Origin of the sequence: Bacillus sp. RC51 (assembly GCF_044908115.1) — a bacterium.
Taxonomy (GTDB): domain Bacteria; phylum Bacillota; class Bacilli; order Bacillales; family Bacillaceae_G; genus Bacillus_A; species Bacillus_A mycoides.
The window spans coordinates 280,950-293,135 of sequence record NZ_JBIYCW010000001.1; the positions used below are offsets into that span (position 1 = coordinate 280,950).

The 12,186-nt window shown below is 34.9% G+C and carries 10 protein-coding genes and 2 pseudogenes; 9 read left to right on the plus strand and 3 right to left on the minus strand.

The features are described 5' to 3' along the window. The first annotated feature begins 29 nt into the window (after positions 1–29). The 6 genes from ABH959_RS01490 (at position 30) to ABH959_RS01515 (ending at position 4,537) form a co-directional block, all read left to right on the plus strand. Positions 30–803, plus strand: coding sequence for a flagellar basal-body rod protein FlgG (locus tag ABH959_RS01490; RefSeq protein WP_033713348.1), 774 nt, complete (start codon positions 30–32; stop codon positions 801–803). Between the two features lie 168 nt (positions 804–971). Then, a complete protein-coding gene (locus ABH959_RS01495) occupies positions 972–2,270 on the plus strand; it encodes an NtaA/DmoA family FMN-dependent monooxygenase (RefSeq protein WP_404492194.1) in 1,299 nt (432 codons plus the stop codon). A gap of 177 nt (positions 2,271–2,447) precedes the next feature. Then, positions 2,448–3,284 (plus strand): TrmB family transcriptional regulator, encoded by an 837-nt coding sequence (locus tag ABH959_RS01500; RefSeq protein WP_404492195.1) that lies wholly within the window; start codon positions 2,448–2,450, stop codon positions 3,282–3,284. Next, positions 3,274–4,002, plus strand: a complete 729-nt coding sequence (locus ABH959_RS01505) for an AzlC family ABC transporter permease (protein WP_002126646.1) — start codon at positions 3,274–3,276, stop codon at positions 4,000–4,002. The genes ABH959_RS01500 and ABH959_RS01505 overlap by 11 nt, the downstream gene beginning before the upstream one ends. Continuing rightward, positions 3,993–4,304 (plus strand): AzlD domain-containing protein, encoded by a 312-nt coding sequence (locus tag ABH959_RS01510; protein ID WP_002086437.1) that lies wholly within the window; start codon positions 3,993–3,995, stop codon positions 4,302–4,304. The genes ABH959_RS01505 and ABH959_RS01510 overlap by 10 nt, the downstream gene beginning before the upstream one ends. A gap of 62 nt (positions 4,305–4,366) precedes the next feature. Next, positions 4,367–4,537 (plus strand): DUF3951 domain-containing protein, encoded by a 171-nt coding sequence (locus ABH959_RS01515; RefSeq protein WP_002011981.1) that lies wholly within the window; start codon positions 4,367–4,369, stop codon positions 4,535–4,537. A gap of 205 nt (positions 4,538–4,742) precedes the next feature. Here ABH959_RS01515 and ABH959_RS01520 read toward each other — a convergent pair. From ABH959_RS01520 to ABH959_RS01530, 3 genes and pseudogenes are all read right to left on the minus strand, one after another. Continuing rightward, a pseudogene (locus ABH959_RS01520) lies at positions 4,743–5,053 on the minus strand (hypothetical protein). Between the two features lie 3 nt (positions 5,054–5,056). Then, positions 5,057–5,452, minus strand: a pseudogene (locus ABH959_RS01525) (dienelactone hydrolase family protein); the annotation flags it as partial. Positions 5,453–5,454: 2 nt separating this feature from the next. Continuing rightward, on the minus strand, positions 5,455–5,790 hold the full coding sequence (locus ABH959_RS01530; RefSeq protein ID WP_242309183.1) for an antibiotic biosynthesis monooxygenase family protein: 336 nt from the start codon (positions 5,788–5,790) through the stop codon (positions 5,455–5,457). Between the two features lie 438 nt (positions 5,791–6,228). On the opposite strand from ABH959_RS01530, the gene ABH959_RS01535 reads away from it, so the two are divergent. The 3 genes from ABH959_RS01535 (at position 6,229) to ABH959_RS01545 (ending at position 12,165) form a co-directional block, all read left to right on the plus strand. Continuing rightward, the gene (locus ABH959_RS01535) at positions 6,229–9,567 is read left to right on the plus strand and encodes an isopeptide-forming domain-containing fimbrial protein (protein ID WP_404492326.1); all 3,339 of its coding nucleotides are present in this window, start codon (positions 6,229–6,231) and stop codon (positions 9,565–9,567) included. Between the two features lie 47 nt (positions 9,568–9,614). Then, positions 9,615–11,273: a SpaA isopeptide-forming pilin-related protein gene (locus tag ABH959_RS01540; protein ID WP_404492196.1), complete on the plus strand. Its 1,659-nt coding sequence runs from the start codon at positions 9,615–9,617 to the stop codon at positions 11,271–11,273. Positions 11,274–11,364: 91 nt separating this feature from the next. Beyond that, positions 11,365–12,165: a class C sortase gene (locus tag ABH959_RS01545; RefSeq protein ID WP_113938039.1), complete on the plus strand. Its 801-nt coding sequence runs from the start codon at positions 11,365–11,367 to the stop codon at positions 12,163–12,165. The last annotated feature ends 21 nt before the right edge of the window (positions 12,166–12,186 follow it).

Consider the following 12,186-nt stretch of genomic DNA (forward strand, 5'->3'; position numbering starts at 1 on the left):
AATAAGGCGCTTGCCTTATTCAAACAAGTATGAACGGTCTTTATATAGGTTCTATGGGTATGATGAATTACATGCAGCATATTAATGTTCATTCGAATAACGTTGCAAATGCCCAAACGACAGGATTTAAAGCAGAAAATATGACTTCTAAAGTATTTGATGTGCAAGACACATACCGCCGCGGAGACGGAGCTACGACAAATATCGGTTCGGTCGATTACGCTGTCGTACCAGCTGCGACGCATGTGAACTTAGTACAAGGAAATATACAAATGACAAATAGTGCTACAGATTTCTTTTTAGATGACGGTGCGGCCGGAACATCATCATTTTTCGTTACATCTAAAAATGATGAAACATTTTTAACGAGAGACGGTAGTTTTACATTAAATAGTGATCGTTATTTACAAACAGCATCTGGTGCTTTCGTAATGGGTGAGAATAATGAACGTATTCGTATTCCAGAAGGAGCAAAGGTAGCTGTACAAGCAGACGGTACATTATACGATGAAGTAACACAAAATAATATTGGCCGCTTGCAAACGAAAACAGTAGATGCAGAAACGAATGCTCGCCTTGTGCAACGAGAAAATAAAAGTTTTACACTAGCAGAAGGTAACCTCGCTGATTTACCGAACGGAACAGGAATAGTAAAAAATCATATGCTAGAAAATTCAAATGTGGATATGACGAAAGAAATGGCTGACCTTATGTCGAGTCAAAAAATGATTCAAGCATCGCAACGTATTATGACTTCATTTGATAAAATTTATGAAAAAGAAGCAAATGAAATATTGAGATAAAGGACTCCTATTAGCGGGAGTCTTTTTTGTTATTGCATTTATTTCCGTAACACCATAAAATGATATTGATAATCATTATCATTTTATGTGTTGTAAAAAATACAAGATGTGAGGGTCGTATCATTTGTTTAACTAGGTAAATTAAAAATAAGGGGAAGGTGTGTACATATGTCTACAAAAAAACAGCTTTGCATTGGACTATGCTTGATTTCTAGAAAGAAAGAACAAGAGAGTATGTTTAACTCAGGGATAGATGAACAAGTAGAGTTGGCACTACAGGCAGAAAAGGCTAAGTTAGATTTTGTTTTTAAAGCAGATTATTTAGTGGCGCACCCAGATTTAATTGCTCGTAATAAGGGGAATGTCATTTTAGATCCGACGTTACTGTTTACGGCTATTGCTTATGCAACAGAAAAAATTGGAGTCGTTACGACTGCTTCAACTTCGTTTTATCCACCATATATACTAGCGAGGCAACTACAATCTTTAAATTGGATTAGTAACGGCCGAGTAGGATGGAACATTGTCACATCAATTGATGGTGCTGAAAACTTTGGAGAGGAAGGAATGCCACCATCTGAGGAACGATACGCGAAAGCGGCAGAATGTACAGCGTTAGTAAGAAAACTTTGGGGAAGTCACCCTAATAAAGTTTTGAAAGTAGATAATCCTGATGTTATTAGAGAAATGGTCCAGCCAATTGAACATCGAGGTAAATATTTTGAGGTGAAAGGTCCACTTAATATTCCGCAGCATATTTCAGGGGAAATGCCATTATTTCAAGCTGGTGCTTCAGAGTCAGGACGGAATTTTGCTGCTTCTGTTGCGGATGCAATTTTTGCTGCAACGCCAGATGTAGAGTCAGGAATGGAACTGCGTCAAGATTTAAGAAGAAGAGCAGAAAAGCATGGCCGAAAGCAAGATGATATACGTGTATTGCCTGGTTTATATTTCTTTATTGGTGATTCATATGAAGAAGCACTAGAAATGCACAGGCAAGCTCATCAACATCTTACAAAAGAGAAGAGGTACGCTTTACTCGAAATGGTTCTCGGATTAGACGTTAGAGGGATGCCATTAGAAAGTAAGGTTACTGAACATATGCTACCAAGTAGAAATCAAGCTGTACGTAGTAAAACACATGCCGAATTATTACGGAATTTCATCATAAAAAATGAACCGACTGTTGAGCAAATACTAGAACGACCAGAAGTTGTTGGTTCTGCTCATTGGGTCGCTATTGGCACACCACAAGACGTTTTCAAACAAATTATGGAAAGGTTTGAAGCAGGAGCACTAGATGGATTTATTGCAATTCCAGGCGGTCCTCCAAAATCATTGGATTTATTCTTTAGTGAAGTCATTCCTTTATTCGTGAGAGCAGGTGTATTTAGAGAAGAGTATACAGGTTCAACCTTACGTGAGCATTTGGAGGGTAATATATCAAATGCTCTACAGTTGAAATAATTCATTATGAACAAAAAGCCTTTCAAAAGAAGGCTTTTTATTTCGGATAAAAATTCGGAATTATCAGTTGACTTGTAGAGGCTTCTTTTTTATATTAGTAGGTATAGCAATAACTACTAATGGAAAGTGAAATCGTAGTTTTGAAATTAGAGCTATATAAATTGTGAGGGGTTACCGATGGATGAAATAATAAAGGAGTTACAAAAGTTAGGTTTTTCCCAGTACGAATGTAAAGCGTATATTGGACTATTAAAACATTATCCAGTAACAGGTTATGAAGTTAGTAAACAAACAGGCGTACCTCGTTCGATGATTTATGAAGTACTTGGCAAGTTGATGGATAAAGGAGCGGTGCATATCGTTCCTTCTGAACCAGTGAAATATGTACCAGTGCCAGCTACGGAATTAATAGATCGAATGCGAAAAGATTTTGAAAAGTCCTTTGAATTTCTAGACCGAAAATTAAATTGTTTAGAACAAGAGCGACAAATTGATGTAATTTCGCATATTCGCTCAAATGATCGTGTTTTGAAAGAAATATGCAATATAATTAATAGAGCAAAAGAAGAGTTATGGATTTCTGTATGGGAAGATCAAGTGCAAGAGATTGAGTCATTCATTCATCAAAAGGAAGCGGAAGGCGTACATATTTTTTCAATTTTATTTGGTGCTCCAGAAACAAAAATAGGAGCGACATTTCACCATAATTATATGACACCTCACGTCGTTGAAAAGAGAATGGGTGGTCATTTAACTGTTATCGCGCGTGATGGGGAAGAAGTATTAATTGCTAACTTTTCAAATGATAGCACTTCATGGGCCGTTACAACGTACGATCCAGCTTTAGTTCTCGTCGCTACAGAATATGTTCGGCACGACATTATGGTGGAAGAGATTACGAAGGAGTTTGGAGCTGATAAATTAGATACATTATGGCGTGAAAACATAGATTTAGTTCATGTCGTAACAGGAAAACGTACTATAGAAGAAATGGAGGGAGATAATGGTGAATAAAGCTCAAGCACATATGACACTGCAGAGCGATGATTCATTTCAGCAAGGTGTAAAGGATTGTTTACCAACTGTATTTGGATATTTGAGCATCGGTATAGCGGCTGGTGTTATTGCGAAAACAGCAGGTTTCTCGATCATAGAAATTGCTTTTATGTCCACATTAATTTACGCAGGTTCTGCTCAGTTTATATTAGCGGGTATGTATGCAGCGGGTGCCCCAGCCTCAGCAATTATTTTTACTGTGTTCTTTGTTAATTTACGTCACTTATTAATGAGTGCTGCACTCGCACCTTACTTCACCAAGATACCTCTTTTTAAAAATTTAATAATTGGTTCGCAAATTACAGATGAAACTTTCGGCGTTGCAGTGCAACAAGCAGCACAAAAAGGCCATTTAGGCGAGAAATGGATGATGGGACTTAATGTAACAGCATATTTAAATTGGATTTTAGCTACAGTTCTCGGAGGGCTTTTTGGAGAGTGGATACCAGATCCTCATACGTACGGAATGGATTATGCGTTACCAGCGATGTTTATCGGATTATTTGTACTTCAGCTAATAAGTAGTAAACCGAAACTAGCCATTCATCTAAGTGTTGCAATTGTAGCGATTATTATCGCATACGTTTCACACTTATTTATGCCAGATAGTATAGCAGTTATTATCGCAACACTTTTAGCTGCGACAATCGGGGTGGTGATTGAAAAATGGAAGTAAGATTGGACGTATTATTCCTTTTACTAGCAGCCGGAGCTGTCACACTCGTACCACGTATTTTACCTCTTCTCGTATTTAGTAAACTACAAATTCCAGACTGGGGTTTAAAATGGTTAAATTACATACCAATTGCGATATTAGCAGCACTTTTAGCACAAGTATTATTTATGCATGAGACAGTGCAGTGGGATTATATCATTGCGGCAATTCCTACATTTTTCGTAGCGATATATACTCGTAGTTTATTAGGAACAGTATTAACAGGAGTCATTGTAATTATTTTGTTACGTTTATTTTTCTAAAAAGGATTCAGCTCATATAATAGCGAAAGGTGTAATAACATGAAATATATAGGGGTGGTGTTATGATACTTTTAACGATAGGAGCAATATTGTTAACGTTGTTTATTTTTTTTATTATCGGCTTTATTACGTTTATGATGTTTGTGGATAAGGCGACACCTCAAATTTATTATACACCTTGTGAAACTATGACAATAAAATCTAAAGGTAAAAATAGAAGGAAGAAAAGTTGATGTTGGGCTTTTCTTCCTTTTATTTTTACATTCCTGAAAGAACTAACAACAATACTCCAAATAGAAAACTAATAAAGTGAAACTTTAATCAGTGGGGGGGTTGGTTCATCCCCCACTGATTATTAGCCTTCACCAATCGGGCGTTTACGGGCAGTTAATCTCTCACCTAACTTCTTTGCTTCAGCCGAATTTTGAGGTGGGAGTCTTACTGCCCGGCAAATAGCGGGATAGAAGAAAGGAAACCAATAGATATGGAAAAAACACGATTGTTTTTCCATTCGCGTGTGAAAACGATTAAACCTAAAACGCAAAGGAAAAACCAAATGAATAGGAATATAAATTGACTAACTTTCTCAGGTAGTAATGAATAAAAATTTGCTAAATATAATATCCAATTCGCAAAGAATAGTGTGCATACGATGAATGATTGTAAGTGTGGTCGGTTTAGAAAAGTTCCTTTTTAACCGTCATAAAAATGAGAGCTAATGCTGAAATGAAGGGAATTATTATGAATATGAGTAATAGTAATGTAGCACATGTAGGTTTAATGTGAACATAGTCACGTATACGGGAACCATAACATCCAATGATAAAGTCTATTCTAGGATTGTTACTACAGAGCCAAGCAATTGTCGCTCCAACGCTAAAACCGATAAGTCCAATGTGTGTGTAACTACTGGAAAGGCTAGTAATGAGTTCTTCAATTTGCTCTTTTCCATCATCAAATCCAATTTGATTCATAAAATACTGATATGCTTTTTCTTCATCACTATAATGAAATGCATTTTGTAATTGTAGAAGGTTAGGACAAAATACATCTATATGAGATGTAGTGAAGTGGTCTATAACATGATGCATATGATCATTCACACCGTATATTTCATGAACAACAACGAGAGCTAGTTTTTTCTTCATAGTTACAATGTACCTCTATGAAACTTATATTCTTTCTCAACAAGGCAGATGCGCAGGTGGAAATTTTCATACCATTGCTCACGGCCTCTTTTTTTCGCTTCTTTATGTAAGGCGTTCCTTTTCCAATTTTCAATTGCTTCAAGTGACTCCCAATAAGAAATTGTAATTCCGAGTCCCGAATTATCACGTGCACTTTCGACACCTAAAAATCCAGGTTGCTGTTTCGCAAGGTCTTCCATTTTTTCAGCAACGGTACTATAGTCTGTTGTATCATTGGATAGATTTGAAGTGAATATAACTGCATAATAATGATTCGTTTTTTGTGGAGCATTTCCCATGTAAATTCCCCCTTTAATAAGTATTTTAGCACGTAATAAAAAGAAAAGAAGCATGGGGCTTCTTTTCTTTTTAGGCTGTAAATTTTAATCCAGCATACTTGCGCTGTCTTCTTTTGAATATTACGTTCCCACATTATTACTTGTATAATTTGGTCAATTGTAAGTAGTTTTTCGAAATCGGACAATGGCACTTCTTTCCGTAATATAGAACATCATAAATGAGAGAAAAGGTATGAAGTTTCTATTTTATATTCAGAATTTAATGATTAATAAATACTGCAAATCTAAAAATCTCTATATAAAAATGTATAAATTAGTAATTTATCACATATTTTGTTAACAAATAGCAAGATTTATATTAGAATAATACATATAAAGTATATTTGAATAATATACTAAAAAACTGTAATTAAGGAGGTGAACTCTTTGCACAATAGGATGAAAGGAAATAGAAAAATATTAAATACATTTGTAGTTGTTATGAGTTTATTTTTACTATTATCGCAGTTACAGTTTTTGAGTCCAATTGATGAGGTAAAGGCAGAAATAACAGAGGAAGAAGGTTTTGATACGCCAACTTATCAATCTATTCATAAAGGTGATATGTATTCTACCGGTAATGTGAATTTAGGTATTAAAGCCACTGAAGCTCAGAAGAAAACGGCATTGTATTCGGATATAACATATATTTATGGGACAACACCGAATGGTTATACACGGGAACTAATTGATGTGGATGATGACCCAACGACTACAAATTCATCTAAGGCATATATTCCTGTTCCGGAGGATGCTGAAATTGAGTGGGCTGGATTATATTGGAGTTCAACACGTTACGAATTAACACAACAGCAGTATGTAGCACCAGTTAAGTTGACCACTCCTGTAGGGAAGAGCTTTCAAGTATCACCAAGTAATACGTATTCCGGAGGTGGTTTACTGTATGGTTTCGGTATTGATGGTACTTATTTTTCTAACTATGCAGATGTTACAGAGCTTTTAAATTCTTCTAATTCAAAAGGAGGAAGCTATACTGTAGCAAATATACCTTATCCGAATACAAAGCTTGCATATAATTCTGGATACTATTCTTTTGCTGGATGGTACATGTTAGTTATCACAAAGGATAAGTCAAAAACAAGAAAAGCGTTTACTGTGTATGATGGTGGATTAAAAAGAGCAACTGGTTCTGGTGAAAAAGAATTCACAGTGAAAAATTTTGTCGCTTCAAAAGCTGGGGATCTAGATCCGAAAGTTTCTGTTTTCGCTGTTCAAGGAGATAGATATTGGCAAGGTGATAAACTGTTTGTGCATACAGATAATGCATGGAAAGAAGTTACGGATAAATTAAATCCAACTGGTAATATATTCAATTCGACTATTTCTGAATATGAGGAGCATATGCGAGATAAGTATCCAGGTACTTTTGCTCCAGATTATAAAAATAATTTAGGAATTGATGCAGATTTAATTAGGCTACCAGCAGGATATATTAAACCAGAACAAAAAGAAATACGATTAAAAGCTGCTACATCTGGTGATGATTATGTATTAAATACACTAGCTTTTGCAGTAAATGCAACAGCGCCAGAGCTTGTCATTAATAAGGAAGTATTAAATCCGAAAGAAAAGTATGAATCCGATGATGAGGTTATATATCGTTTACATGTAAAAAATGTTGAGCCGAATTCAACTTCAATTGATACAAAAATTGAAGATGTTTTAGACCGTCGTTTACAGTTTATACCTGGATCAGTGAAGATTATTTCTGGCCCGAACGTGGGGGATCAAACAGAGTTAGTGATGGATGATCAAGTTGATTATGATGTAAAGACAAGAAAATTAACAATAAGAATTGGTGAAGGTGCTAATGCCACAAAAGGCGGAATTTATACTGATAAAACGCCTGAAACAATTGTTGAATTTAAAGCGAAATTAAAGGGAGAAAAAATAGAAAGTGAAATTCCTAATACGGCTGTTGTTCAAGGGATTGATGAGTTAACAGGGAGTCGTATTGAAGCGAATGATTCTAATAAAGTAATCGTGAAAGTCAAACCAGAACGAAACCGTGATATAGAGCAGAAAGGCAAATTGGCAGTAGAAAAATTAGCTAGAGATATAAATGGTGGAACTCTTAAAGTAGGAGAGAAACTAGAGTATACTGTTAAAGCTAAAAATACTGTGCAAAATTCTACCTTACAATCTGTGAAAATTACAGATAAACTTCCTGAAGGTGTAGAATATGTTCCGAATACGATCAAGATAGACGAAAAGGAACAAACGGATGTAGAAGATGATGATCAGGCACATATAAAAGATGGAACGATATTTGCTCATCTCGGTGACCTTAAAGGTGAAGAAGAGAAGGTTATTACGTTTGAAGTAGTTATAAAACAAGAAATGGCAAATAAGAAAATAAAAAATATAGCAGTTGTTGAATCTATTAGTGTACCAGATCAAGAGAAGCCAGAAGTCGAAACATTGGTTGATCGGTTGTATGGACAACTAGAATCAAAGAAAGAAGTAACTGGTGGGGTAGATGGAAAAGTACACGTAGATGATGAACTTGAATATAAAATTAAACTTCAAAATAAAGTTGAAAATGGACTCATAAAAGATGTTCGCATTGTTGATAAGCTTCCTAGCGGAGTGGAGTATATAGCAGGTAGTTTGAAAATGAACGGCAATTCATTGACAGATAATGTGGATGAAGATGCAGGATCATATGAGGACAATACAGTTAAAGTAAACTTTGGTGATGTACTTGATACAGAAGAAAGAATTGTAACTTTCAAGGTGAAAGTTACAAAGGAATCGCTAAAAACAAAAGAAATAGAAAATATAGCGATTGTGGAAGGGAAAACACCAGATGGTGAAGATTTACCACCAGAAAAGCCAACTGTAAAAACGAAAGTGGAAGCGAAGGAAGCAAAGATTATAAAGACAGTTTCTGATGCAGATGAAACAGGGGTAGAAAAGGCAACATTGCAAAGTGAGAATGAAGAGTTTACATGGCATGTAAACTATAATTTTGGAAATGACGTAGCAAATGTTGAAGAAATAATATTACAAGATGATTTAGAAGATATTTTAAAAGTAGTACAAGTAAGACTTGTAAATGCAGATGGTGAAGAGGTACAAGTTATACCAGAAATCGATGAGCAGTCGAAAAAGGTGAAAATCGAATTGCCGAAGCGAGAAGGTAGTTACGAGTATCTAGTTGATCAAGCATATACGATGCACATTAAATCAAAGTTGGATGTAAGTAAAGGTGTGGAAGCTTTAGAAGCTTATACTGCAAAGGGTGGTATACGAAATAAAGCGGAGTTACTATTTGATCAAAAGAAAATTGTATCGAATGAAGCATTTATCATACCACCATCTTTTGGGAAAATTGAGATTGAGAAAGTAGATGCGAAGGATGAAAATCTCAAATTAGAAGGTGCAGTATTTCAAGTGATAAATCAAGCTGGAACTGTAGAGTCTGAATTAACAACGAATAAAGATGGTATAGCGATTTCTAATGCATTATTAGTAGGGAAATATACGCTGAAAGAAGTACAAGCACCAAACGGATACATGCTTTTGAAAGAGCCAATTGAAATTAATGTGACGCAAGAAACAACTGCACAGAAAATAAAGATAGAAAATCATAAAAATGAATGGATTATCCCGGAAACGGGTGGTATAGGAACAATTATTTTTTATGTAATTGGTGGAATATTGATGTTCATTACATCTTTCTTCTTCTTTAGAAAAAGAAAGATTATGAAATAGATTAGTAGTTTGCAAAAATGGTATACACAATAGGGGAGTGGAATTTGATGAAAAAGATTTTTAGCACATTTCTAATATGTATTTTAGCTTTTTCGACATTAATGAATATGACGGTTAGTGCTGAATCAAAAAATATAGGTACTTTAACGATTCATAAGTATGAGCAAGGTAAGGATGCGAAGCCTGGTGTAGAGGGCAATGGCAAAGAAGGACAAAGCGTTCCAGAGGGGGCAAAGCCTTTAAAGGATGTAACATTTGAAATTAAACGTATTGCATCATTTGAACAAACTTCTGATGGAAAAGTAGTAACAGAAAATATTAATAAAGTAACGGATAGCGTTATTACAAAAATAACAGATACAAATGGAATGGCAGTCTTTAATAATCTTCCATTAGGACGTTATGAAGTAAAAGCTGTTAAAGGTCCAGACCATATTGAATTAGATAAGAGTACTTTTATTGTTGATATTCCAATGACAAGTGCAGATGGTAAAGATTTAAACTACGATGTTCATATTTATCCAAAGAATGAAACGAAACGTGGTTCAGTAGAATTAATAAAAAAAGGTGAAGAGGGCAGGGTGTTACCAGGTGCGGAATTCCATTTATTCAAAAAAAATGAAGATGGCACAAAAACGCAAGTAAAAACACCACATCCACTAGTATCAGGATCAGATGGTAAGATTCATGTGGAGTCATTAGAGTATGGAAACTATTATTTTATAGAGGAGAAGGCTCCAGAAGGTTATTTAACAAGTAAAGAAGAATATCCTTTTTCTATTAAAGAAACTGGTAAACTAGTTAAGTTAGAAAAAGATGTAAAAAACTATAAAGAGCCTACAATTGAAAAAACGATTAACGACAATTCGAAAAACGCGGGAATAAATCGTGAAACAGAGTATACGTATGATATTAAAACATTGCTTCCTGAGGATATTCAAACGTATCAAAATTATGTTGTAACCGATGTTTTAGATGATCGTTTAGAGGTTGTTGGAACACCAATTGTAATGATTGATGGTAAAAAAGTTGATGAGAGTATTGTAAATGTAATTGTTGCTGGACAAAAGGTTATTGCTTCAGTGGAAGATTTTTCGAAAGTAACAGGGAAAGAATTACACTTGCAAATTACTGCAAAAATTAAAGGGGATGTTCAATCTGGAGTGGAAATTCCGAACAAAGCAGTACTTGATTTTGTAAACAAAGATGATGTTTCATCAGAAAAAGATGGAAAACCATCAAACGAAGTAGTGGTTACACCAACAATGGGAAATATAAAAATCGAAAAAATTGATGGTAAGAATAAGTCTCTGAAATTAGAAGGTGCAAGATTCGAATTACGAGATAAAAAGGGAAATATTGTAGTAGTAAACAAAAAGAAAATGGATGATATCACTGATGCAGATGGTATTATTACATGGAATGAAATCCCGTACGGTGAATACCAAATTGTTGAAACAGAAGCACCAAAGTATATAGATGAAGATGGCGCAGTAGAGCAATATCAAAAATTAAGAGATCCGATTGAGATTAAGATTGATGAAAAACATCAAAAAATAGAGCTACAAGTAGAGAACAATAAAAGCGGCTGGATTATCCCACAAACAGGTGGTATAGGAACAGTTTTATTCACAGTAGTTGGTTTGTTATTAATGGTGACAGCGGCGTTTATTTTCTTTAGAAAGAAACCTGTGAAGAATTCTTAATTAATATTTTTATAATAATTGAGTTTGGAAAAGAGGAAAGGCATATTGCTTTCCTCTTTTCCACATTTTATCCGTAGCGAAAGAGGCTGTTATGAAAAAAAATATTATTTTTGGAAGTATATTTTTGCTAGGTTTAAGTATATTTTTATATCCGATTGCAAGTAATTGGTTTGCAACGAGAACGCACTATTCGGAAGTAAGTACGTACGATGAAGCAGTAAGTAATTTACAAAAAGAAGAAATTGAACGTAAGGAGAAAGAAGCACGGGAATATAATGAAAAAGTTCAAAGTACGATGCAAACATTTTCGGACCCATTTCATGAAAATAGTGATGAGAACAAAAGTTCGCATATAGATATGTTAAATATCGGTGATGTTATGGGATATGTAGAAATTCCAAAAATTGATGTGAATCTTCCGATTTATCAAGGGACGACTGAAGACGTACTAACCCGCGGAGTTGGACAACTGAACGAATCTTCATTACCAGTAGGGGGAGAAAATACGCATACAGTTTTAACGGGGCATCGTGGTTTACCTTCAGCACTAATGTTTACTCATTTAGATAAAGTTGAAAAGGACGATATATTTTATATTCATTCATTAGATAAAGTACTTGCCTATAAGGTAGATCAAATAAAAGTTGTATTACCAAATGAAACAGGAGATTTATTAGTTGTACAAAGAGAAGATTATGCAACATTAATTACGTGTACCCCTTATGGAGTGAACACGCACAGGTTACTAGTGAGAGGACACCGGGTTCCATATGATGCTGGAGCAAAAGAAATGATTACAAAACCTTTCATTTTAGAAGATTGGATGATCGTTTTTCCTATTGTTATTATTTGTATCGTCCTTCTAATGATTTATTTAAAAAAACGAAAATAGTATGTATTGAGTGGTGAGTGT

What these genes read in the sequence shown, in the direction of transcription:
- ABH959_RS01490 (WP_033713348.1), top strand. Translation starts at nt 30, where the DNA reads ATGAACGGTCTTTATATAGGTTCTATGGGTATGATGAATTACATGCAG.
- ABH959_RS01495 (WP_404492194.1), top strand. Translation starts at nt 972, where the DNA reads ATGTCTACAAAAAAACAGCTTTGCATTGGACTATGCTTGATTTCTAGA.
- ABH959_RS01500 (WP_404492195.1), top strand. Translation starts at nt 2,448, where the DNA reads ATGGATGAAATAATAAAGGAGTTACAAAAGTTAGGTTTTTCCCAGTAC.
- ABH959_RS01505 (WP_002126646.1), top strand. Translation starts at nt 3,274, where the DNA reads ATGGTGAATAAAGCTCAAGCACATATGACACTGCAGAGCGATGATTCA.
- ABH959_RS01510 (WP_002086437.1), top strand. Translation starts at nt 3,993, where the DNA reads ATGGAAGTAAGATTGGACGTATTATTCCTTTTACTAGCAGCCGGAGCT.
- ABH959_RS01515 (WP_002011981.1), top strand. Translation starts at nt 4,367, where the DNA reads ATGATACTTTTAACGATAGGAGCAATATTGTTAACGTTGTTTATTTTT.
- ABH959_RS01530 (WP_242309183.1), bottom strand. Translation starts at nt 5,790, where the DNA reads ATGGGAAATGCTCCACAAAAAACGAATCATTATTATGCAGTTATATTC.
- ABH959_RS01535 (WP_404492326.1), top strand. Translation starts at nt 6,229, where the DNA reads ATGAAAGGAAATAGAAAAATATTAAATACATTTGTAGTTGTTATGAGT.
- ABH959_RS01540 (WP_404492196.1), top strand. Translation starts at nt 9,615, where the DNA reads ATGAAAAAGATTTTTAGCACATTTCTAATATGTATTTTAGCTTTTTCG.
- ABH959_RS01545 (WP_113938039.1), top strand. Translation starts at nt 11,365, where the DNA reads ATGAAAAAAAATATTATTTTTGGAAGTATATTTTTGCTAGGTTTAAGT.